Origin of the sequence: Ruegeria sp. R14_0 (assembly GCF_017743975.1) — a bacterium.
GTDB lineage: Bacteria > Pseudomonadota > Alphaproteobacteria > Rhodobacterales > Rhodobacteraceae > Ruegeria.
Map to the genome: position 1 here is coordinate 231356 of NZ_JAGHRC010000005.1, position 23612 is coordinate 254967.

19 protein-coding genes and 1 tRNA gene are annotated in these 23612 nt (G+C 58.4%); 18 read left to right on the forward strand and 2 right to left on the reverse strand.

Annotation, left to right across the window (positions count from 1 at the left end):
- Nucleotides 1-123 precede the first annotated feature (123 nt).
- The 7 genes from J7416_RS15840 (at nucleotide 124) to J7416_RS15870 (ending at nucleotide 7826) form a co-directional block, all read left to right on the forward strand.
- Nucleotides 124-1029 (forward strand): LysR substrate-binding domain-containing protein, encoded by a 906-nt coding sequence (locus J7416_RS15840; RefSeq protein ID WP_209226145.1) that lies wholly within the window; start codon nucleotides 124-126, stop codon nucleotides 1027-1029.
- A 99-nt stretch (nucleotides 1030-1128) separates the two neighbouring features.
- Nucleotides 1129-2283: an aromatic ring-hydroxylating dioxygenase subunit alpha gene (locus J7416_RS15845; RefSeq protein ID WP_209226147.1), complete on the forward strand. Its 1155-nt coding sequence runs from the start codon at nucleotides 1129-1131 to the stop codon at nucleotides 2281-2283.
- 60 nt (nucleotides 2284-2343) lie between these two features.
- A complete protein-coding gene (locus tag J7416_RS15850) occupies nucleotides 2344-2583 on the forward strand; it encodes a hypothetical protein (RefSeq protein WP_209226148.1) in 240 nt (79 codons plus the stop codon).
- A gap of 110 nt (nucleotides 2584-2693) precedes the next feature.
- A complete protein-coding gene (locus tag J7416_RS15855) occupies nucleotides 2694-5114 on the forward strand; it encodes an FAD-dependent oxidoreductase (RefSeq protein WP_209226149.1) in 2421 nt (806 codons plus the stop codon).
- Between the two features lie 102 nt (nucleotides 5115-5216).
- Nucleotides 5217-6689: an NAD(P)/FAD-dependent oxidoreductase gene (locus tag J7416_RS15860; protein WP_209226151.1), complete on the forward strand. Its 1473-nt coding sequence runs from the start codon at nucleotides 5217-5219 to the stop codon at nucleotides 6687-6689.
- A 1-nt stretch (nucleotide 6690) separates the two neighbouring features.
- The gene (locus tag J7416_RS15865) at nucleotides 6691-7665 is read left to right on the forward strand and encodes an alpha/beta fold hydrolase (RefSeq protein ID WP_209226152.1); all 975 of its coding nucleotides are present in this window, start codon (nucleotides 6691-6693) and stop codon (nucleotides 7663-7665) included.
- Between the two features lie 84 nt (nucleotides 7666-7749).
- Nucleotides 7750-7826, forward strand: a tRNA-Met gene (locus J7416_RS15870).
- Nucleotides 7827-7943: 117 nt separating this feature from the next.
- Here J7416_RS15870 and J7416_RS15875 read toward each other — a convergent pair.
- Nucleotides 7944-8840 (reverse strand): LysR substrate-binding domain-containing protein, encoded by an 897-nt coding sequence (locus J7416_RS15875; RefSeq protein WP_209226154.1) that lies wholly within the window; start codon nucleotides 8838-8840, stop codon nucleotides 7944-7946.
- 116 nt (nucleotides 8841-8956) lie between these two features.
- Between J7416_RS15875 and J7416_RS15880 the strand changes: the two genes are divergently transcribed.
- From J7416_RS15880 to J7416_RS15930, 11 genes are all read left to right on the forward strand, one after another.
- Entirely contained in the window at nucleotides 8957-10048 is a 1092-nt protein-coding gene (locus J7416_RS15880; protein ID WP_209226155.1) for an aromatic ring-hydroxylating dioxygenase subunit alpha, read from the forward strand.
- Nucleotides 10045-10773 (forward strand): class II aldolase/adducin family protein, encoded by a 729-nt coding sequence (locus J7416_RS15885; RefSeq protein ID WP_209226156.1) that lies wholly within the window; start codon nucleotides 10045-10047, stop codon nucleotides 10771-10773. Before J7416_RS15880 ends, J7416_RS15885 begins: the two co-directional genes overlap by 4 nt.
- Nucleotides 10770-11417 carry an enoyl-CoA hydratase/isomerase family protein gene (locus tag J7416_RS15890; protein WP_209226157.1) on the forward strand — a complete coding sequence of 216 codons (648 nt, stop codon included), beginning with the start codon at nucleotides 10770-10772 and terminating at the stop codon, nucleotides 11415-11417. Before J7416_RS15885 ends, J7416_RS15890 begins: the two co-directional genes overlap by 4 nt.
- Nucleotides 11414-12565 (forward strand): CoA transferase, encoded by a 1152-nt coding sequence (locus J7416_RS15895; RefSeq protein ID WP_209226159.1) that lies wholly within the window; start codon nucleotides 11414-11416, stop codon nucleotides 12563-12565. The genes J7416_RS15890 and J7416_RS15895 overlap by 4 nt, the downstream gene beginning before the upstream one ends.
- A gap of 33 nt (nucleotides 12566-12598) precedes the next feature.
- Entirely contained in the window at nucleotides 12599-13423 is an 825-nt protein-coding gene (locus J7416_RS15900; RefSeq protein WP_209226160.1) for an alpha/beta hydrolase, read from the forward strand.
- A 294-nt stretch (nucleotides 13424-13717) separates the two neighbouring features.
- The gene (locus J7416_RS15905; protein WP_247744315.1) at nucleotides 13718-14806 is read left to right on the forward strand and encodes a substrate-binding domain-containing protein; all 1089 of its coding nucleotides are present in this window, start codon (nucleotides 13718-13720) and stop codon (nucleotides 14804-14806) included.
- Entirely contained in the window at nucleotides 14803-16158 is a 1356-nt protein-coding gene (locus J7416_RS15910) for an extracellular solute-binding protein (RefSeq protein ID WP_209226161.1), read from the forward strand. Before J7416_RS15905 ends, J7416_RS15910 begins: the two co-directional genes overlap by 4 nt.
- A gap of 65 nt (nucleotides 16159-16223) precedes the next feature.
- Entirely contained in the window at nucleotides 16224-17456 is a 1233-nt protein-coding gene (locus tag J7416_RS15915) for a sugar ABC transporter permease (protein WP_209226163.1), read from the forward strand.
- Complete coding sequence (locus tag J7416_RS15920) at nucleotides 17456-18664, forward strand: carbohydrate ABC transporter permease (RefSeq protein ID WP_209226164.1); 1209 nt, start codon at nucleotides 17456-17458, stop codon at nucleotides 18662-18664. The genes J7416_RS15915 and J7416_RS15920 overlap by 1 nt, the downstream gene beginning before the upstream one ends.
- Nucleotides 18665-18669: 5 nt before the next feature.
- Complete coding sequence (locus J7416_RS15925) at nucleotides 18670-19917, forward strand: hypothetical protein (protein ID WP_348540280.1); 1248 nt, start codon at nucleotides 18670-18672, stop codon at nucleotides 19915-19917.
- Nucleotides 19917-20972 carry an ABC transporter ATP-binding protein gene (locus J7416_RS15930; RefSeq protein WP_209226166.1) on the forward strand — a complete coding sequence of 352 codons (1056 nt, stop codon included), beginning with the start codon at nucleotides 19917-19919 and terminating at the stop codon, nucleotides 20970-20972. Before J7416_RS15925 ends, J7416_RS15930 begins: the two co-directional genes overlap by 1 nt.
- Nucleotides 20973-21059: 87 nt before the next feature.
- On the opposite strand, the gene J7416_RS15935 is transcribed toward J7416_RS15930, so the two are convergent.
- A complete protein-coding gene (locus J7416_RS15935) occupies nucleotides 21060-23510 on the reverse strand; it encodes an FAD-dependent oxidoreductase (protein WP_209226168.1) in 2451 nt (816 codons plus the stop codon).
- Nucleotides 23511-23612: the final 102 nt, after the last annotated feature.

Sequence of the window (23612 nt, forward strand, 5' to 3'; positions counted from 1 at the left end):
CGATGGCAAACATAAAGCAAAAAAACATCAAATCTCGCGGCCAGCTCTGGCTTTCACCTTCAAAAAAAATAAAACTAAGTTTAACAAAACTAAACCAAAGCCGAAAACGATCCATCTGCCGAAATGTCCAGACGTCACTATAACCTGCCGCCTCTGACGACCCTATCCGCTTTTGAGGCCGCGGCCCGCCATCTGAGCTTTAAGAACGCTGCCGTAGAGTTGTCCGTTACACCGGGCGCAGTCAGCCACCAGATCAAAGCGCTTGAAGGCGATCTTGATACGCCTCTGTTTCAACGCAAGCATCGTGGCGTTGACCTGACCGAGGACGGCAAAGCGCTGTACGAGGCACTGTCTACGTCCTTTGGGCGTATTTCCAAGACACTCAGCCTGATCCGCGACCGGTCCACGGCGGGAAAGGTGACCGTGGGATCGACCACAGCCGTGGCGGCACTCTGGCTCTCACCGGCCGTCATTCGGTTCTGGCGCGAAATGCCCGAGGTCAACGTCGATCAGCTGTCGCAGGACCGCCCTTTCCGGGATCGTCCGGACGTCGACTTTTTCATTCGCTACGGTAGAGATAGCGATCCCAATCTGTCGCACACACCACTGTTTCGCGACCATCTTGTCCCGGTCGGCAGCCCAGAGCTGGCCGACCGACTGGCGGATGCCGATCTTGACGATCTGACGCGTGAGCGGCTGATCCATCTGGATTCCGAGGACCGCAGCTGGACGACCTGGCCCGACTGGTTCCAGCAGCTTGGGTTCAATGGTACGGTTCCGGTTGAATCCCGCGTCAACAGCTATTCGGTTGCCTTGCAGCTTGCCCGCAAAGGCGCGGGTCTGGCGTTGGGGTGGCAGCGACTGATTCAACCGATGCTGCAATCGGGCAAACTGGTACCGATCGGCTCTCACCAACTGGCTGCCCCTAACCAGTTCTATCTGGTAGGTCGCCCCGATGACGAACTGTCCGACAGCGCCCGCGCCCTGAAAGACTGGATCATACAGGAGGTTCAAGAAGGTTCGGTTTAGGTGAGGTCACCCACTGATGAGCTTTTCTGATATTGAGGCGATCAGATACGATCCGCCAAAAGGAACAAGACGCATCCAGCAAAACCTCAGGAGAGCCCGATGAACAAGCATAGCGCGCTGTCTTCCGTTCTGGCCGATGTAAACGTTGCAAACGGCCTGCCGAATGAACACTATATCGACCCGGCGGTTTTCGACGAAGAAAAGCGGTCTGTGCTTTATGCCAACTGGTCCGGGATCGGGTTTGGCAAGGACGTTCCCGAAGAAGGTGATGCCAAACCTGTCGACTTTCTGGGCATGCCTCTGCTGATCGTTCGCGACAAGGACGGTGAAGTCGGGGTTTTCCAAAACACCTGCCGTCACCGCGGAATGATTCTGGTAGACACGCCGCGCAAGATCGGCGGCGCGATCCGTTGCCCCTATCACAGCTGGTGCTACAGCCTGAAAGGCGAACTACGCGCAACCCCGCATGTGGGTGGCCCCGGTCAGAACAAGCATGAGGACGTCAAACGGGAAGACCTGGGCCTTATACGCGTGCGTTCGTATGTCTGGCGCGACGTGATCTTTGTGAATGTCGACGGCAACGCACCCGAATTCGAAGAGGTTCACGGTGCCTTGCTGGAGCGCTGGAAAGAGTTTGAAAAGCCTGTTTTCCATGGCGGCGAGACATCTTCGTTCAAGCTTGAGGTCAAAACCAACTGGAAACTGGCCGTCGAAAACTATTGCGAAAGCTACCACCTGCCTTGGGTGCATCCCGGCCTGAACAGCTATTCCCGACTGGAAGATCACTACAACATCGAAGCGCGAGGCCATTACTCTGGTCAGGGTACGCTGGTCTATCGCCAGCTGACGGACCAGGACGGCGCGACATTCGAGGATTTTGACGGGCTCAGCGACAAGTGGAACGAAGGCGCGGAATACATCGCGGTTTACCCGAACGTTCTGCTGGGTGTTCAGCGGGACCATGCCTTTGCAATTGTGCTGGAACCTGTCGATCAGGAAAACACCGTGGAACACATTGAGCTCTACTACGCAAAGAGCGTGGAAGACACGCCGCAGCACGACGGGCTGCGCGCGTCAAACGCTCAGCTGTGGAAAACGGTGTTCGAAGAAGACGTCTTTGTGGTCGAAGGCATGCAGAAGGGTCGGCACGGGATGTTGTTTGACGGCGGACGATTCTCGCCCGCGATGGACGGACCGACGCACAACTTCCACCATTGGGTCGCGACGCAGATCGAAAACGGCCGCGCGGAGTAACCCTTTTGGACCGGCCTGTCATGCAATGACGGGCCGGATGCTCGATGCAAGGGGACTCCCATGGACAAACAGGAACTGGATCGCCTTCTATTGGACGCGCATGATCGAAACGACCGTGCCGACCTGATCCGTTTTTACACCATGGCCGCGGACGAACGTGAGGCCGCGCAGGATATCGACGCGGCCTGCTTCTATCTAACGCATGCCTTTGTTTTCGCACTGGAATCCGGCGCACTAGAGGCGGACACGCTGAACCAGCGGTTGGTCGCCCATGGGCGGGCGCACAAGCTGGAATTCTGAGTTTAGCCTCGGGTTAAAACTGCTCAACCCAACATGAAATTTATGTCCGTTGTCGGTGACGCCACGATAAGGGCACATGGCCGCGGGACCAACTTTGATACGGCAGGCTCATGAAAACGAAGGCACAGGCGGTGGTGATTGGCGGCGGAGTGATCGGGTGCTCGATCCTCTATCATTTGACCAAACTGGGATGGTCGGATGTGGTGCTGCTGGAGCGGGATGAGCTGACGTCAGGCTCGACCTGGCACGCAGCGGCGAACATCCATGGGCTGCATGACAGCACTAATATCAGCCGCATCCAGCACTATACGATGAACCTGTACAAAGAGCTTGAGGCCGAAACGGGCCAAAGCTGTGGCGTGTTCCAACCCGGATCACTGTATCTGGCCCAGACGGAAGAGCGTGAGCATCAGCTGAAGCTGCAGGCCGCCAAGGCCAAGCTCTATGGCATGAACTTCTATGAGGTCAGCATCGAAGAGGCGCAGCGTCTGAACCCACTGGTCAACTATGATGGCATCCGCTGCGTGATGTACGAACCCGACGGTGGCAATGTGGACCCTTCGGGCGTGACCAATGCCTATGCGGTGGGCGCGCGGCAACGCGGGGCCGAGATCTATCGGTTTACCCCGGTCACCGCGACCGACCAGCAAGAGGACGGCACATGGATCGTTCGAACGCCAAAGGGTGACATCCACACCCCTTGGGTCGTGAACGCCGCAGGCCTTTGGGGGCGTGAAGTGGCCAAGCTGGCGGGGATTGAACTGCCCCTGCAACCGACCGAGCACCAGTATTTCGTGACCGAAACCATGGCCGATGTCGCAGCACACGGCACCCGCCTGCCCTCGGTCAGTGACCGTGATGGCGAGTATTACCTGCGCCAGGAAGGTCAGGGCCTGCTGGTTGGGGCCTATGAGAAGGGTATGAAGTTCTGGGCCGAAGAAGGAACGCCTCTGGACTTCGCCCATGATCTGTTTCCCGACGATCTGGAACGGATCGAAGAGAATATGATGAACGCTATCGAACGCCTGCCCGCCGTGGGTGAGGCCGGGATTAAGCGCGTGATCAACGGGCCGATGATCTGGTCACCGGACAGCAACGTTCTGATGGGCCCAGTGCCCGAGGTCGACGGGTATTTCTGCTGCAACGGTATCATCCCCGGTTTCTCGCAATCCGGCGGCATGGGCCTGATGGCGGCGCAGTGGATCATCGAAGGTGAGACGCAATACGACATGTTCGCGTGGGACATGGCCCGCTTCGACAGTTGGGCGACCAAGGAATTCACCATGGCCCGTGTGCAGGATCAGTATGCCCACCGGTTCGCCATCCACTTCCCCAACGAAGAACGCAGCGCAGGACGCCCCGCGCGCACGCGCCCGATTTACCAGACGCAGGCCGCGATGGGTGCCGTATTCGGCCTGAACGCAGGATGGGAGCACCCGTTGTGGTTCGCGGATGCGCCGGATGCCACCGACACCAACGGTTTCACGCGCCAGAATTGGTGGGGACCGGTTGGTGAGGAATGCCGCATGCTGCGCGAACGTGCGGGTATCATCGACATCTCAAACTTCGCGAAATACGTCTGCAAGGGTCCGCAGGCCGAAGAATGGCTGAACGCCGTATTCGCCAACACCATGCCCAAGACGGTTGGGCGATCCTGCCTGACACCTCTGATCTCGAAACGCGGAGGCATCGCCGGGGACTTTACTGGGACCCGTGTGGCCGAGGACGAATTCTGGATCATCGGCTCGGGTATGGCCGAGCGTTATCACAAGCGGTTCTTCAAACAGGTTCCCCTGCCCGAAGGTACGACGTTTGAAAGCCGTACCGAAGCTATGTGCGGGTTCAACATCGCTGGCCCTAAATCGAGGGACATTCTGCAGCGCCTGACCAATATTTCGCTTGCCACCGAGGACTTCCCGTTTATGCGCTCGGCCAAAATCGAACTTGCCGGGATCAAGGCGCTGGCCCTTCGGGTCTCGTTCACAGGTGATCTGGGCTGGGAGGTACACTGCGCGACCGAGGATCAGGCCCGCCTCTATGACGCTTTGATCCAAGCGGGTCGCGAATTCGGCGCCGGTCCGGTGGGCAGCCGGGCGTTGATGTCCCTGCGCGTCGAAAAAGGTTACGGTTCGTGGAGCCGCGAATACAGCCCCGAATACTGGCCGCATGAGGTTGGATTGGATCGCTTGTGCAAGTTCGGCAAAGATTTCCTGAACAAAGAAGCCGCCGAAGCAGTCCTGACCAACCCGGCCCGCGAACAGCTTGTCCTTTTGCATTTGGACGAAAGCGACACCGCTGCTTCAAACGCTGATGCGACTGGTGGCGAGCCGATCTTCAAGGATGGCCACGGGATTGGTCGCGTGACCTCAGGCGCTTATGGCTATTCGGTCGGCATGTCGCTGGCGCTTGGCTATGTGGCCGGAGCCAAACCCGGCGATACGGTCGAGGTGATGGTCCTTGGGCGGCCACACAAAGCGACCATCCTGCACGAACCACCCTTTGATCCCAAGGGGGAAATCCTGCGCGGCTGATAGAACCGTGAACAGCACCTGACCTTACGAGAGGCTGTTCACACCACCCTCCGCACCTATAGTCTGGCCCATACCAACGGTCGTTTTGGGAGGGGCGGGCGCATGGAGCATCATACGGATATGCTGATCGTCGGCGCGGGCTTTTCCGGGCTGACAATGGCAATCGAGGCGCGCAAACGCGGCATCAGCGACATCGCGATCCTCGAAAAAGCAGATGATATCGGTGGGACATGGCGCGAAAACACCTATCCCGGCGTCGCCTGCGATATCCCTTCGCACCTCTATTCCATGGCCACGCATCTGAACCCGGATTGGAGCCGCGCCTATGCCGGAGGCGCGGAGATTCAGTCCTATCTTCAAAAGATCTGTCAAGACGAAGGCCTCTATGACCTTTGCCATTTTGGCCAGAAACTGAAATCCGCCCACTGGGATGGTGACCGCTGGCAAGTCGACACAGAGGATGGTCAACGCTGGTCTGCGCGATTTCTGATCTCGGCCATTGGAGCCCTGCACGTGCCCAGCATTCCGGACATTCCGGGTGCTGACACCTTTCCGGGGCCGCGCTTCCACTCCGCCGAATGGGACCATTCCGTTCCTTTATCAGGCAAACGGGTCGCCGTCGTCGGGACTGGCGCGTCCGCGGTCCAATTTGTGCCAGAGATCGCCAAAACCGCCGCCCATGTCACCATTTTTCAACGCAGTGCCCCTTATGTCCTACCCCGCCCAGATGGCCCCATCGCGCCCTGGATGCGCCGCCTCTATCGTCGTCTACCGCTGCTGCCCCGGATACGCCGCAAACTGATCTACATGACGTTCGAGTTTCGCCATCGCGTTTTCCGAGGCGAGCCAAGGATGGTTCGGTTTGCCATGAAGATGTGGCGGCGATCGCTGGAAAACGCGATCGCCGACCCGGAACTGCGCGAACACCTTACCCCAGACTACCAGATCGGCTGCAAACGCATCCTCAGCTCGAACGACTGGTACCCAGCGTTGGCGCGGGACAATGTGACTCTGGTCCCGCAGAGTGTCACGTCGATTGAGGGCGATGAGATCGTCTCGACCGATGGCGCCCTTACGCAGGCAGACGTCTTGGTTTGGGGTACCGGCTTTCACGTCACCGACATGATTGAACATCTGGATATCACCGGTGCGAACGACCTGACCTTGAGGCAGGCATGGTCGGAAGGGATGCAGGCGCATCTGGGCACTGCCATTGCGGGTTTTCCGAACTTCTTCATCTTGCTTGGGCCGCATACCGGGCTTGGCCACAACTCGGTCGTTCTGATGATCGAGGCGCAAGTGCGCCATATCGGCCGGGTTCTGGATCAGATGCAGCGAGACGGGGTGCAAGCCATAACGCCAAAGCCGAAGAAACAAGCAGCCTTTGAGAAAGAAATGAAGGACCGACACCTGAACAGCGTATGGCAGGTAGGCGGGTGCACATCGTGGTACCAGGACGCGCAAGGACGAAACACGACGCTTTGGCCCGGCACCGTTTCCGAGTATGAAAAGCGTATGGCGCAATCAGGGTTGGAACACTATCTTCCGGTCCCACCCTCAGGCGGAGCTAGATGAAATGACCACATTCCTCGTTATCGTCCTGCTGGTCGCCGGGTTCTTTGTCGGTATGAACCTGTGGACCCGAAGACTGACCAAACAAGGGCTAGAGCGCGTCCCGCAACTTGGCCAGATCGTGCCCGTCCAGGGCGGTCGTATCCACTATGTTGAAAAGGGTGATCCGTCCAAGCAGTCCATTGTCATGATCCACGGGCTTGCGGGACAGTTGCAGCATTTCACCTATGCTATCATGGATCTATTGGCTGACGACTACCACGTTATTGCGGTGGACCGGCCCGGTTGCGGCTATTCCACACGAGATACCGCCGATTTGGGTCAACTGCCCGAACAGGCACGCATGATTCAGGAGTTTCTGGATACCAAAGGCATCACCAATGCCGTTCTGGTCGGCCATTCTCTTGGCGGGGCGGTATCCTTGGCCATGGCGCTGGATGACCCGGAAAAGACAAAGGCGCTCGCACTGCTGGCACCTTTGACCCAAAAACTGCCTGAGACTCCGCAGGTGTTCAAACCGCTTGAAATCCGCACCGAATGGCTGCGTGGCTTTATTGGCAACACGATTGCGGTGCCAATTTCAGCCAAAACCGCCCCACACGCGCTGAGCGCTGTATTTGACCCGGAACAACCGCCCAAAGATTTTCTGGACCGCGCAGGCGGAGCCTTGGGCCTGCGTCCTTCAGCCTTCATCACAGCATCACAGGACGTTGTCGGAGTGGATGCCAGCATCGCAGCGCAGGTTTCACGCTATGGCGACCTCTCTGTGCCCGGAGGTATCCTGTATGGCGCGCAAGACGCGATCCTGTCCCCATCTGCAAATGGTGACCCGATGACCAGGTTCGGGCTGAGCAACGAAAAAATCGAGGGCTTGGGACATATGATCCCCATCACCGCACCGGACGCATGCGCCGCCTTTATCCGCAGAATGGCCGAGCACGCAGGAACCACCCCCAATTCCGCGACCAAGACGGTCTGAGCGAAGGATGAAAATAATCCTGCTTTGCGGGTGTTTTCCCCCTTGACCCTCTCGGGCCCCTCGCTTAAATCGCCTCTCACTCATGGCGGAGTAGCTCAGTTGGTTAGAGCAGCGGAATCATAATCCGCGTGTCGGGGGTTCAAGTCCCTCCTCCGCTACCAAAATCCCAGCCTTACAGACAAAAATCCCTGCGCCGGCATTCGTCTGCATAAGTGCATGCCTCAGCGATCTTTGGAAACATGCCGACCAGTTCGTACCTCAGGTAAATGGGCGGCGATTCAACGTGGCAGGCCAGCCTCTTCTACGATCCAATCCCTGAAAGCCTTCAGCTGCGGATGATCCAAGGCACCTTTCGGATAGACAAGATGGTACGACCTTGACGGGGTGAAGTCGTCTGAAAATGGCTGTATCAATTGCCCTGACTGCAATTCACCCTCAATCAACGGCAACAGCCCAAGTGAAGCGCCCTGCCCCGACATCACTGCTCGGAGCAAAACACTGGAATCGTCAATGACGACTCCAGGAAGATGGCCACCGGTATCGACGCCATGTGCCTCGAACCATTCCAGCCAGTCGAACTGATCTTTCCAATGCAGCAGCGGTAGGTTTAACAGGTCTGCGGGATCGGCCAGAGACGACTTGCCCGCCAACATAGTCCGAGCAATGACCGGAGAGGTTCGGAACCGAAGCAGCCCTTCGGATACCAAACCGGGCCAACGACCGTCGCCCCAAGCCAGCATCATATCGGTCGAACCGTCCGAAAATTCCACTCCGCCGGGGCTGTATTGCAGGTGCAACCCGGTCTCTGGAAACCTTTGCCAAAAGCTGAACAGCCGCCTCGATAACCATTGCGAGCCGATGAGCGCGCCAACCCCAACCGTGATCGACGTTCGATTGGCGGTCTGGCGCACGTCCTGCACCGCCTTGTCCAGCCGCGCGAAGATTGTTTCGCAGGCTTCCGCGAATTGGTGTCCGGCTTCATTCAACGTCACCGATTGGGCATTTCGATCGAACAGCGCACATCCCAGATGGGCTTCTAGCGACTTCACCTGTGAACTGACGGCCGTCGGCGTCACGCCCAGCTCAGCCGCGGCACGCTTGAAGTTTCCCAAACGGGCTGCAACAGCAAAAACACGGACCGCCCCAAGCGGTGGTGGATGCATGTGGTCGGTCATCAATAGGCTAACTTCAAATTACCCTAGGCTCGAAAATTCTTAACCTATGCATAACCATCAGAGCAAGGCAGACTAACGCTTGGCAGCAACCAAAACGCGACCTTGTGGGGGAACCGATGCCACGTGATACACCTTTGCAGGCCCAGTACTACACCCAGCCGGATTGGTTCGAGGTCGACAAGGAAAAGATCTTCTTTCGCACTTGGCAATGCGTGTGCCACGTGTCCGAAATTGCCGACCCGGGCGACTTCAAAACGTTCACAATCGTTGACGAGGATATCTTTGTCATTCGCGAGCCGGATGGCGGCATCAATGCGTTTTACAACATCTGCCGCCACCGCGGTCACCCGCTGGTCGAGGGAACCGGCAAAGGCAGAAGAGTACTGGTTTGCCCCTATCATGCATGGACTTACGAGATTAACGGGCGGTTGCGGCGCGCGCCGGGCTCGGTCAAAAGCGACGGGCTGACCTGCGATCAGATCAACTTGCGCAAGATCAAGGTCGAGGAATTCTGTGGCTTTGTCTTTGTCAATATGGATGAGAACGCCAGCGCTATGGCCCCCGATCTGGAAGACTACCGGCAAAACCTGCTGAGCTTTCACCCCGACCCGACCCAACTGAAGTTTGTTTGCGAGACCGAGATTGCACATGACAGCAACTGGAAGCTCTCGGTCGAGAATTACAATGAATGCTACCACTGCCCCACAGTACACGCGAGCTCGCTGACGCATGGCGTTCTTGAGATGGACGGGTACACCACCGTTCCGCACGGCAAGACCATCTGGCATGATGGAAAGGCGCAAACGAAGAACGAAAGGCAATATGATTACGACCTGACGTCCAGCCCGCGCGCGGATGACTACGGTGCCTACTGGATCTTTCCCAATGTCTCGATGTGCTGCTATCCCGGAGGATATTTCACCATCCGACAGTTCCTGCCTGTTGCCTGGAACAAGACGATCTATCGTTATCGCTGGTTCTCGAGCGGTGATATCGCGGACCAGGATGTGATCGCCCTGATGCACAAACACAAGGAAACCACGGGGGCCGAGGATGAGGTCGTCGTATCGAAGATCCAGAAAGGGATGCAAAGCCGCGCATTCGAGCCCGGACCGTATGTTATCGGTGACGGATGCGGCGCGATGAGCGAGGTAGGTCTGCGCCATTTCCACAATCTCTATCGTGATGCGTTGGGAGAGGCAGGATGAGTGACGTGATCCGTCAGGACCTGGCCGCGCTTTATCGTCTTGCCCATCACTACGGCTGGACTGATCTCACCTCGACCCATATATCAGCGCGTCTGCCAGATGATCCTGACCATTATCTGTTGAACTCGCACGACTTAATGTTTGACGAAATCACGGCCTCGAACCTGACGCGTATGTCTTTAGAAGGACGCGCGGTGGATGACAGGCCGGGCAGCGGCAAGATCGTCAACCTGGCTGGGCATATCATCCATTCCGGCATCCTTTCCGCGCGGCCTGACGTGAACTACGTCATCCACAGCCATACCCGTGCAGGTGTCGCTGTTTCCGCGATGCCCAATGGATTGTTGCCGCTGTCCCAGCATGCGGGGTTTGTGTTGGGCACTCTGTCGAGCCATCCGTATCAGGATTCTACCGCAGTCGAGGATGAAGGCGGGCTTCTGGCCCGCGACTTGGGCGACAACTTCGCGATGCTGCTCCAAAACCACGGCTTGCTTGTGGTCGGACGCACGGCGGCCGAAGCGTTCATCTACCATTATTACCTTGAGATGGCGTGTAAAATTCAGGTCGACATCCTTGCCGCCACCGACAACCCGATCCGAATAACCGAAGATACGATGAGCGCCTTGCACGATTGGGGATCCCCGGCAAACGGACCGCATGGCGGCGTCCAGTGGCCTGCGTTGATCCGGATGCTTGACCGGACGGCGGCGGAGTATCGGTCATGAGTGATGATGATCTGATCCTGACCAAAACAGAAGGTACCTGCCTTACGGTCACCATCAACCGACCCCAAAAGGCAAACTCGCTGACGCCTGAGATGCTGGTCGCTCTGAGCGGTATTTTTCAGGACGCTGCCCATAGTGACCAACTGCGCGCCGTAATAATAACCGGCGCGGGCGAGCGCGTGTTTTGTGCGGGCGCGGACCTGAACACGCTTTATGCAGAAACGGACGGCCCGGACCTCTGGCAGGAAATGGCGCAGGCGCTGCACGCGATTCCGGTGATGACTCTGGCCGCGATCAATGGACCGTGTATGGGGGGCGGACTGACGTTGGCCTTGGGATGCGATATCCGGTTTTGCGTCCCCCAATCCCGGTTTTCTTATCCGGTGCTCAAGAACAACGTGATGCCCGGCCAGTATGACGTGGACCGGCTGCAAGGGCTTGTCGGTCCGGGACGCGCCGCTGCAATCCTGTTGGGAGGCAACACGATCAGTGCACAGGATGCCTTCGCATGGGGTCTGGCAGACTACTTAGTTGAAAACGACGCGCTTGAGGCAGCGTGTCTTGACTTGTGCGCAACCGCGCTGGAAGCCAGCGGGGTGCATCTGAAAGCGCTGAAAGCCATGCTGGGAAGGAATGAACGATGAAAGGTATCCGCGTCGTCGACATGACGTCTGTCTTGTCCGGCCCCTTCTGCACCTGGCTGTTGGCTAGTATGGGTGCCGACGTCATCAAAGTGGAAAACCCGGCTGGAGATCTCGCCCGCACCACGCCGCCGTTTGAAGACGACATCAGCCTCTATTTTGCCTCTCTGAACAGAAACAAGCGCTCGGTCAGGCTGGACCTTAAAACCGATCAAGGAAAAGAGGCACTGCATAAACTGCTGGCAACGGCAGACGTATTCGTCGAGAACATGCGCCCGGGTGTGCGCGACCGGCTTGGATGCAGCGATACCGATCTGAAACGGATCAACCCGCGCCTCGTCTCTGCCTCAATCAGCGGGTTTGGCCAGACGGGCAGCCTTTCGCACCGTCCCGCCTATGACATCGTAGTGCAGGCCATGAGCGGTATGATGAGCATCAATGGTGAGTTGGACGGTCAGCCGACGCGCGTCGGGTTTTCGGTCGGCGACATCTCGGCCGCTTTGTTCACCACAATCGGCATTCTTCAGCGCCTGTACGAACGCGACGCCAAAGGGGTGGCCGAGACCAGCCATCTGGACGTGTCCATGCTGGCCTGTCAGTGGGTGTGTCTGGAAAACGCCTTTGCCCGCTACCTGAATGCAGGGATCGTGCCGGGGCCAATCGGCTCGCGCCACCCGTCCATGACACCCTTCGAGCCCTACCCAACGGCAGACCGGGATATTGTCATCGGTCTGGGCAGCGACAAAGACTGGCCGCGGTTCTGCGAGGCCATCGGGTATAAAGAGCTATTGGATGACCCACGGTTTCAGGGTGACGAGGCGCGGCTGGCCAATCGTGACGCACTGGACGAAGTGCTGGGCGCGCATTTGAAACAACACACGGCAGCCCACTGGATTCAGATACTGATCGACAATGCCATTCCCTGCTCGATGGTGGAAAACATCCAGACCATCGCGGAAAACCCCATTTCCGATGAATACGCCGCGTTTTCGACGGTAAATGCAAACGGTCGCGACATGCGATTTGCCCGCAACCCAATCGCCGACCGCACCCACCGGGAAAGCGCCGCACCAGAGCTTGGCCAACATACCCGAGAGGTTCTGGCCGAACTTGGCTATGACGCTCAGGCCATCGCAGCCTTGACCCGCTAACGACAACCTCTTGCGACCCCGACAGGACATCAAATGGCCGAATTCCAGACCGCCGACGGCATCACGCTGTTTTACGAGGAAACAGGGACAGGTGAGCCGATTGTTTTCGTGCACGAATTCGGCGGCGATTACCGCAGCTGGCATCGCCAAATTCCGGTTCTGTCGCAATCCTTTCGCTGTATTTCCTACTGCGCACGCGGTTTTCTGCCCTCGGCAGTTCCTTCGGATCGCGATCAATACGGGCAGCGCCAGTCCACGGACGATCTTCTGGTATTGATAGACCATCTTGGTCTTGAGACCGCGCACTTTGTAGGCGCTTCAATGGGCAGCTTCACCAGCTTGGATTTTTCATTGAACTATCCGGACCGGGTCGCAAGCCTGACCTTGGTGGGCAACAGCTCGGGCCCGCGCGATCAGGCCGAACAAGCGAGCTATCGCAGCAACTGGGTCGGGCACGAAATCCGGTTGCGCGAGGAGCGCGGCGGAGATGGCGCGGTTGAAGTTCTTGAAGATGACCCGGCTTATCAGTCTTTCATAAAGAACGACCCTGAGGGATGGGCAGTTTATGCCAGCAATCTGCGTGGGCAATCAGCCGAAGGTGCAACGCATGTCCTGTCGACCTTACACTGGAACCGGCGCTCGCTGTTTGATGACACAGCGCGGCTTAAGGCGTTTGAAAAACCAGTTATGCTGGTGACCGGAGACGACGATTACTACTTGGTCGCGGAAACGAACGCCTTTTTGCAAGAAACACTTCCCAATGTCAGATGGCACCGTTTTCCCGCCACCGGCCATCTGGTCAACATTGAACGCGCCGAGGAGTTCAACCGCCGGTTACTTGCGTTTGCCAGTGCGTAGCGTAAATCAGTTGCGTCGTCGCATCCTCCCGTAAGGGCGGACTGAAACAACGCCTGCAGGTCATTGGGACCAAAGAAGCTTGTGGTCAGGGCATGGGCCTTTACGCATTTGCGTTAACAATATCCAAATTTTGCTGACAATTTGAGCAAGACGGCTGACAGGTGCCGCAAATTTCTAAAATTTTTCATTGCCGAAACCGGTTTCGGAACAAACAAATATTACATGATGACGAATCCAAGACCGCAAAAGCGACAATCGCCGCTTCGGCAACCCCCGGTTTCGGGGCGCGTTAAGTTGGATCAGCTTGCGGATATTCTTGGGCTTTCTAAAAGCACTGTTTCGCGCGCGCTAAACGGGTATTCGGACATTTCGGACACCACCAGAAAACGGGTCGAAGCGACCGCGCGAAAGATGGGGTATCGCCCTCTCAGCCATGCGCAGGCCATCCGAACCGGCCGGGTCCGCGCGATTGCGATGGTCATCAACAGCTGGGAACCGGACCGGAACAACCCGTTCCTTCAGGACTTCCTGGCGGGTGCCTGCGAGGCCGCAAGCGCCTCTGACTGGACAATGACAATCTCGACCGCAAAATCCGAAAAGGACATGCTGGACGTACTTGGGCGATTGGTCGAAGAGCGCAAGGCAGACGGGTTCATCCTGCCCCGGACTGAGGTCGACGATGCACGCATCCACTATCTGCGAGAATTGAAAGTTCCCTTCATCCTTTATGGCCGCACTGGATACGGCGAAACGGATCCACAGGACGATATCTCGTGGTTTGATATCTCGGGCGAGGCGGCGACCCACAATGCCGTTACGCGCCTTGCCCATTTTGGGCACCACCGCATCGCGTATATCGGCAGCGATCCCAAGTTCAACTATAGCCGCCTGCGCCGCGATGGGTACTTGCAGGGGCTGCAGGCTGCAGGTCTGACGATGGACCCGGATCTGGTGCGCGACGGCGCGCGAACACGCGAGGAAGGCGCGGCCGAAGCCCAGGCCTTGATGCAATTGCCCAACCCACCAACGGCAATTGTCTGTGCCACGGACCTGGCGGCCTTAGGATGCTATCCCGTCTGCGCCGAGCTGGGTTTGGAGATCGGGCACGATGTGTCTATCGTGGGATACGACGGCATTCCCGAATGCCAATATGTCAATCCAGGCCTAACAACATTCAGCGTGGATTCGCGACGCGCAGGAGAGCGCCTGGCCACACTGCTGATCCGTCAGACCCGAGGCGAAGAACCCGCAACCCTGCGCGAACTAAGCGATGCCGTGCTGATCGCGCGCGAATCCGACGGGCCGCCGCGGCTGACACCCGAGGCACTGACGCGAAAAATCAACCAATCCAACGATCATAACCGGGGAGGAAACCGACTATGAAACTCACACCTAAAGCATCGCGTTTGATGCTGGGCACATCGCTGGCGCTTGTCTTGGCCGCTGTGTCTGCGCAAGCGGACACAATCCGGTTCTGGACGACCGAGGAACAGCCCGAGCGTCTGGCAAAGCAGCAAGAGATGGCCGACCAGTTCAAAGCCGAAACCGGCACCACGGTCGAGGTGATCCCGGTTACAGAAACAGATCTGGGCACCCGTGCCACCGCAGCTTTTGCTGCTGGTGACCTGCCGGATGTGGTTTACCACCCGCTGCAATATGCCTTGCCCTGGGCCGAAGCCGGTATCCTGGACACCGAAGCCGCAACTGAGGTGATCGAAGAACTGGGGGCCGATACATTCGCGCCTGGCGCGTTGGGTATGGCGGCATTCAATGGTGAAACGGCCTCGGTTCCAGTCGATGGCTGGACCCAGATGGTAGTTTATCGCAAGGACCTGTTCGACGAAGCCGGACTGGAAGCACCTGACAGCTTTGCCAGCATTCAGGCCGCGCTTGAAGCGCTGCACAACCCGCCGGAGATGTATGGCTTTGTCTCGGCCACCAAGGTTGACGAAAACTTCATGAGCCAGGTGCTGGAACATGTCTTCCTTGCAAATGGCGTCTCTCCCGTTGGCCCAGACGGGTTCCAGCCGTTGGACGAAGCCAAGACCACCGAGGTTTTGGATTTCTACAAAGCGATCTCCAAGGCATCTCCTCCGGGTGAGCTGTTCTGGAAGCAATCGCGCGAGCTGTACTTCGACGGCAAAGCCGCGATGATCATCTGGTCGCCCTTCATTCTGGACGAACTGGCCGGTCTGCGCGACAGCGCCCCGCCAACCATCAATGACGACCCGACCTCGCGCGATCTGGCCAGCAAAACCGGCATCGTCACCAAACTGTCCGGCCCGTCGAACCCTGATGGTGCGGCTTGGGGCGACGTCCGTTACTTTGGCATCACCAACGACGCGGACACCGATGCGGCGATGGAATTCGTGAAATTCGCCATGGATGACGGGTATACACAGACGCTGGCGATCGCACCCGAGGGCAAGTTCCCTGTGCGTCGCGGCAACGCAGACAACCCAGTAGCTTTTTCCGAAGCTTGGGCTGAACTGCCTGTAGGCGTGGATCGCAAAGCCCCCTTGGGTGAGCTTTACGAACAGGCGATGATCGACGAGATCGTCGGCGGCCTGGATGTGGCGCAGCGTTGGGGCGTGGCCGAAGGTCAGCTCGCGCTGGCATCGAAAATGATCAACAGCCAGGCGATCAACCGTGTCGTCCGTCAGTATATCGACGATGAGATTGACGCAGCCGCAGCCGTTGCGGCGATGAACGACGAGCTCGCCAAAGTCGAGTAACGCCACCTCTTACTGGCATCTGCAGCGGCGGTCGCGCCGCTGCACCCAACCCCTCGAGGTATCCCATGACTTCGGCCTCCCCACCGACCGGAACTGGGGCGTTAGCCAAACGCGAAGCGCGTCTGGCCTGGACGCTGCTGGCTCCGACCATCATAAGCGTGTCGCTGGTTGTGATCTTGCCCCTGTTGGCGATCTTCTGGATCAGCTTCAAACCCTTCACCCTGTCCGACCTGCGCCCGCCGGCCCCGGTTGTACGTGAGAGCTTGCGAGGATCTGGCGACGATCTGCGGATCGAATACCGCCTGCGCAACTCCAGCCAGGAAATCGCCGTTGACGGCGTGACACTGACCGATGTCCTGCCGGACGGCGTCACCGCCGGTGAGATCATCGAGCCCTGTGTGCTGGACGGGCAAGAGCTGTTCTGCGACTTCGGGACTTTGGAAGGCGGTCAACGCGAGCGCATACGGGTTCCCGTAACTGTCGACGGCGACCCAGACGCATTCGAAGATGCAGTGGAAGGGTCCGAACCGCGTGTGACCGGCAGCGGGTCCAGCGTTCTGACCAACTTTGAGTTCAGCCTTGAAAACTATGCCCGCGTGTTTGACGGGGATGAGTTCTGGGGCGTTCTCTGGGTCACGCTGTTTTACACAGTCTTCGGCACGATCGGCGCGCTGGTCATGGGCTTGTTCGCCGCGCTGCTTCTGAACAAAAGTTTCAGGGGGCAGGGAATTATTCGCGGCCTCTACCTGTTTCCTTACGTGGCCCCCGTGATCGCCGTAGCGTTTACTTGGGTAACGCTGTTCGATCCCTTCTCGGGCTCCGCCAACGCATTGCTTGTACAGATGGGCCTGAGCAGTGAGCCGATCAACTTCTTCGGCGAGCGCCCTCTGGCGCTGATCATGGTCACCGTGTTTGAAATCTGGCGGTATTTCCCTCTGTCTTTCCTGTTCATTCTGGCGCGAATGCAATCCATCGATAGCAGCATGTACGAGGCGGCGGATATGGACGGGGCCTCGCCGTTCCAGAAGTTCTGGCTGCTGAGCATACCGCAATTGCTGGGCATCCTGTCGGTGCTGTTCCTGCTGCGCTTTATCTGGACGTTCAACAAGTTCGACGACATCTTCCTGCTGACCGGCGGCAACGCGGGCACGCGCACGCTGACCGTGAATGTCTATGAACAGGCCTTTGCAATCTCGAACATCGGTGCAGGTGCGGCCGTCGCCGTCGTCATCCTGATGTGCCTGATCGCCTTCAGCTTCGTCTTCTTCCGCTTCATCAGCCGCGAGGAGGGTCTGTGATGCGCAAAGGATATATAACCGGCCCGGTTCTGGGCGCTTTGTGGATGGTGGTGATCGCAACCACCGCGGCCATCACCATGTCATTTTCAACCGGTGACGCATTCCGGCCGCAGGTCCTGCTGAGCCTGATCTGGGGCGCATTGGCAGGTCTCGTCTACGTCCGGTTCCCAGAGCAACGTGCACCGGCGCGGCTGGGCATCTCGGCCCTGTTGGGCCTGTCCGGCCTGACCGGATTTGGTCCCGTGTTGATCGGCTCTGACACGTCTTTGCAGGCTGTGCTGGTCACGGTCATCGCGATTGCCGTGGTGATGCATCTGTCGATGGCGGCTATCCTGAAAGAAACCCCGTTCGGCGAGCTTACCCGCCACGAATACGAGGACGCGGTGATCCGGTTCTGCACCGGTTTCGGCTACATCTTTTTCACGGCGATCGTAGTCATCCCCTTCTACGTGATGGTCATGACCAGCCTGAAATCCCAGCAGGCGCTACTGCAGAACCCGTTGGATTTCTCGGTCGACCTGAGCCAGGGCACGGCCCTGTTCCGCAGCTACACCGAGCTGTTCCGCGACTTCAATTTCGGCACCTATCTGTGGACGTCCTTCTATGTCTCGGTCCTGACGGTGTTCATCACGCTGCTGTTCAGCGTCCCCGGTGCCTACGCAGTGGCTCGGTTCCGGTTTCAGGGGCAAAAGGCGTTCTCGCGCTCGATCCTGCTGATTTACATGGTGCCGATGATCGTTCTGGCGCTGCCGATCTACATCGCGTTCTCGGTAACGGGCCTGCGCAACTCGATCCTCGGTATCGTGATGATCTATCCGGTCACCACGATCCCCGTCGCGTTGTACATGCTGCAGGGCTACTTCCGGGGCCTGCCCACCGAAGTGGAAGAGGCCGGGCTGATGGACGGGTTGTCCCGTCTGGCGGTGATCTGGAAGATCACCCTGCCGCTTAGCCTGCCCGCGCTGGCCTCGGTCTCGCTTTATGTCTTCATGATCGCCTGGAACGAATTCCTGCTGGCCTTCATGCTGCTGGACGACCCGTCGAAATTCACTCTTACCCGAGGGGTCACGATGCTGAACTCCTCAGAAATTCCCCGTCAGCACCTGATGGCCGGTGCGGTGATCGCCACCGTTCCGATCATGGCGTTGTTCCTGGGGCTTGAACGTTTCATGACCAAAGGCCTCACAGCGGGGTCTGTCAAAGGATGACTCAGATGAACCAACTTACGAACCCAGGCCGCGAGGCGCGCAATATCCTGATTGCAAATGATCGCGGCGGCTACACCATCCCGACCGAAGGGCTGTACCCATACCAGTGGAACTGGGACAGCGCGATTGCCGCGCTTGGTTTCGCCCAGTTCGACCTCGACCGCGCCTGGACTGAGATCGAGACTTTGTTCACCGGACAATGGGATGACGGTATGGTGCCGCATATCCTGTTCCATCAGCAAGACGAGGGGTATTTCCCCGGCCCCGATGTCTGGGGCTGCAACGGTCCGATCCCCTCATCGGGAATTATCCAGCCCCCCATCGCGGCCACGATGACCCGCAAAATCTGGGAACAGGACACCGCGTTCGGAGACTCGCGGATGAGGGCGCTGTTCCCCAAGCTGCTGGCTTGGCACCGCTGGATCATGAAATGGCGTTTGGATGAATTCGGGGCCGTTTGCACGACCCACCCCTGGGAAGCGGGCCGTGATAACGCGCCTGACTGGGACAATCCCATGGCGCGCATGGATGCCTCGGATGTGGGCGAGTACAAACGCCGCGACACCAGCCATGTGAATAGCGACGACAGACCCACAAAGTTCGACTACGACCGATACATCAAGCTGGTCCAGATCGGACGCGAGGCCGGGTGGGATCAGCAAGCCTTGCTGTCCTTGAACCCGTTTCGCGTCGCCGACCCAACGATGACATTCACGTCGCTGCGCGCCGCGCGAGACTTGCTGGCGATCAGCGAACAGCTGGGCTTGGAAGCTGAAGGCCTAAGCGCTGACATCGAAAAACTGGAAACCGGCGCTCGCTCGCTTTGGAACGAAGGGCTGCGCAGTTTTGACGCGCGCGACGCACACACCGGCGAGATGGCCGACAGCGTATCGAACGCGTCCTACCTGTGCTGGTATGCGGGTATCGAGTCGGACAAGATGCTGGAACGGTTGAAAACCACGCTGGCAACCGTACCCTACCCCGTTCCAAGCTATGATCCGGAAATGCCGAAATTCGACGCGCGCCGTTATTGGCGGGGTCCGACCTGGGCCTTCATGAACATGATGATCGGGTTCGGACTGGCCGATTTGGGGCATGCGCAACAAGCGGAAGAGCTGCGGAAAAAGACTGCCGACCTGATCTCGGGCTTCGGCTTTGCAGAGTATTTCGACCCCAAGACCGGCAGCCCTGCAGGGGGTAAGGCATTCACCTGGACAGCCGCTGTCTGGCTTCACTGGGCAGGGAGGGCCTGATGGGTAGCATCGAACTTAAATCAGTCGAAAAATGGTTCGGCTCGGCCCAGGTCATCAAGGGCGTGGACCTCAAGATCGAAGAAGGTGAGTTCATCGTCTTCGTCGGCCCATCGGGATGCGGTAAATCCACCCTGTTGCGCATGATCGGCGGGCTCGAGGATATCTCACGGGGGTCGCTGCTGATCAATGACAGCGATGTCACCGATCACCCACCCTCCAAGCGCGGCCTGACCATGGTGTTCCAGTCCTATGCGCTGTATCCGCACCTGACCGTTGCCGAGAATATGGGGTTTTCTTTGAAGGTGGCCGGTGTTCCCAAGGCGGACATCGCCGAACAGGTCAACCGGGCGGCCGAAGTTCTCAAGCTGGGACCGTTCCTGGAACGCAGACCCAAAGACCTGTCTGGTGGTCAACGGCAACGGGTAGCCATCGGCCGATCCATCGTCCGTGACCCCACCGCGTTCCTGTTTGACGAGCCGCTTTCCAACCTCGACGCCGCCCTGCGGGTCGAGATGCGGTATGAGATTGCCAAGCTGCACCAAAGCCTCAAGCGTACGATGATTTACGTGACGCACGACCAGGTCGAGGCGATGACATTGGCCGACCGGATCGTGGTTTTGGAGTACGGCAAGATCGCTCAGGTCGGTACGCCGCGCGAACTGTACGAACGGCCTGCTAACCTGTTCGTGGCCCAGTTCATCGGCAGCCCGAAGATGAACATTCTGCCCTGCACCACCGAGGGTGACAGTTTCCGTCTGGAGCACGGTCGCAGCGGCCCGTTTTCTCGGTCCGGGGCCGCCACCAAGCTTGGCATCCGCCCCGAGCACATTCAGGTCGGTGCCGCAGGCGACGGTCAGACTGATGGCGTCATTGAGGTGATCGAGTATCTGGGTGCAGACACTTTCCTGATTGTGGATTGTGGCGGCGACGACAAGGTCACAGTCCGTCTGAACGGAGATACTGATCTGACGCCAGGCACTCAGATTGGTCTGCATTTTCCCACCGACAAGCTGCACTTCTTCGATGAAGACGGGCAGGCTTTGACGGCCGGTTGAGCGACGCTGAACGCAACTCGCCCACCTGTCTCAGGTGGGCGAGAAATGGATTGATCCTTGGCTGCTGGCAGCCGTTGCTTGCGAGTTTCACGCTCGCATGTTTGCCCCGTTGGCGTCGTAGATCGGTGCGCCCAACACTTCGGCATCATACAGATCACCCAAAATCTCGACCTGAAGCTCAGTGCCTGGAGTTGCGCTGTCTGTGGACACGTATCCCATCGCCATCGACTTACCAACACGGTGCGCGTAGCCACCAGAGGACACATAGCCGACGGCCTCGCCATCCTTCAGGATCGCCTCATCGTTCGAGACGTCTATGCCGTCCACGTCGATTGTCATTGTCACCAGCTTGCGGGCGACACCCTCTGCTTTGATGGCCAGCGTCGCGTCCTTGCCGACAAAGTCCTTTTTCCAATTGATGAAGGCATCCATCCCGGATTCGACCGCGTTGAAATCAGGGCGGAAATCAGTGGTCCAGACGCCCCAGCCTTTCTCAAGGCGCAACGACATCAACGCACGGGCACCGTACCAGCGATAACCCAGATCTGCACCGGCCGCTTCGATCGTTTCGGCCAGACGCAGCAGGTATTGCGGGCGGCAGTAGATCTCAAAACCCAACTCGCCCGAGAACGAGATGCGGTTCAGGATGACGGGTACCCCACCAACAAATGTCTGGCGCAGGTCACGGAACTTCAGCGCGTCTGCGCTGACATCCTCGCGGGTGATACGGGCCAGCAACTCGCGCGATTTCGGACCGGACAGCGCGATCCCGTGCCAACCATCCGAGACGTTGGCATAGCTCACATCCTCAGACAGGTCCTTTTCGAACCAGCGGCGATGCGCGTCCTGCATCGCGCCCGAGCCGAACAGCATGAAGTGATCATCCGCCAGGCACGCAACTGTGAGGTCACCATACAGGCGACCCTTTTCGGTCAGCATCGGGGTCAGTGTCAAACGACCGGGTTTTGGGACATAGCCAGCCAGCGTTTTGTTCAGGTAGTCACGCGCGCCTGCGCCTTTGAATTCATGCTTGGCAAAGTTTGCGATTTCAATGCCGCCGACGGCCTCTTGCACGGCTTTGACCTCGCGCGCCACGTAATCGTGGCTGCGGTTGCGTTCGAACGTCGGAGTTTCATGCGCGTCTTCCGGCCCGTCCGCAAACCACAGCGCGTTTTCAAGGCCGAACCCCTGCCCCATCACAGCGCCCTTGGCGACAAGACGGTCGTAAAGCGCGGTCGTTTTCTGCATGCGCCCCTTGGGCAATGTCTCGTTCGGGAAGGTCATCACAAACCGGCGTTCGTAGTTCTCAGTCGATTTGATCGTACCCCAATCCGGGGTCGCAAACTCTCCAAAGCGCGCAACATCCATGGCCCAGACATCAATCGAGGGTTCGCCGTCGATCATCCATTCGGCCATGGTCAGGCCCACGCCACCACCCTGGCAGAAGCCAGCCATGACACCCACGGCGACCCAATAGTTCTTTATGCCCGGAACTGGGCCGATCATCGGGTTGCCGTCCGGCCCGAAGGTAAATGGCCCGTTGATGATGTCCTTGATCCCGGCCTCGCCGATCGCCGGAATGCGCTCGAACGACATTTCTAACCGATCGGCGACGCGGTCCAGATCAGGTTGCAGCAGCTCATGTCCAAAATCCCACGGCGTGCCGTCGACCTTCCAAGGCGTGCCCTTGGGTTCGTAGGTGCCCAGAAGCATGCCCTGACGTTCCTGACGGAAATAGATGTTTGCCTCATAATCGATCCCGGCGGGCAGACGCGTGCCGTGATTGGCAACCGCGTCGATCTTTTCTGTGATCAGGTAGTGATGCTCCATCGGTTGCACCGGCAGGTGAACACCCGACATATGCCCCACCTCGCGCGCCCAGAGGCCACCACAATTCACCACATACTCGGCATTGATCTGCCCTTTGGGCGTCGTCAGGTCCCAGCTGCCGTCAGGTCGCTGGCTCATCCCGGTCACACCGCAATGGGTGAAATATTGCGCCCCGTGTACCTTGGCCGATTTGGCAAAGGCGTAGGTCGCACCCGAAGGGTCCAAATCGCCGTCCTGATCATCCCAGAGCGCTGCGTGATAGTGTTTGGGGTCGATCAGCGGGTGACGCTCGGCCACCTCTTTCGGGCTGATGAATTCCTGATGCAAGCCCATGTAGCGGGCCTTGGACCGTTCGCGTTTGAGGTAGTCGTACCAGTCCTTGGTCGAAGCCAGATAGAAGCCACCAGTGATGTGCAGGCCGACGGAATGACCCGAGGTTTCTTCGATCTCTTTATACAGATCAATCGTATAGCTTTGCAGGCGCGAGATGTTGGGATCCGAGCTGATCGTATGGATTTGACCCGCCGCGTGCCAGGAGGAGCCGGAGGTCAGCTCATCCCGTTCCAGCAAGACCACGTCTTTCCAGCCGAACTTGGCCAAGTGGAACAGGATAGAGCAGCCAACGACTCCGCCGCCGATCACGACGACTTTGGCATGTGAGGGAAGCTGTTTGCCGCCGGTGCTTTCGTCTTTTTGAATTTCAGGCATGGGAATGTCCTGTGTCATGTGTGTGAGGTTTGGGGAAAGGGGGCTGTCTGCCCCCTCTTGAGCCTGCGGCCCAATTCACCCCCGAGGATATTTTTGGCCAGA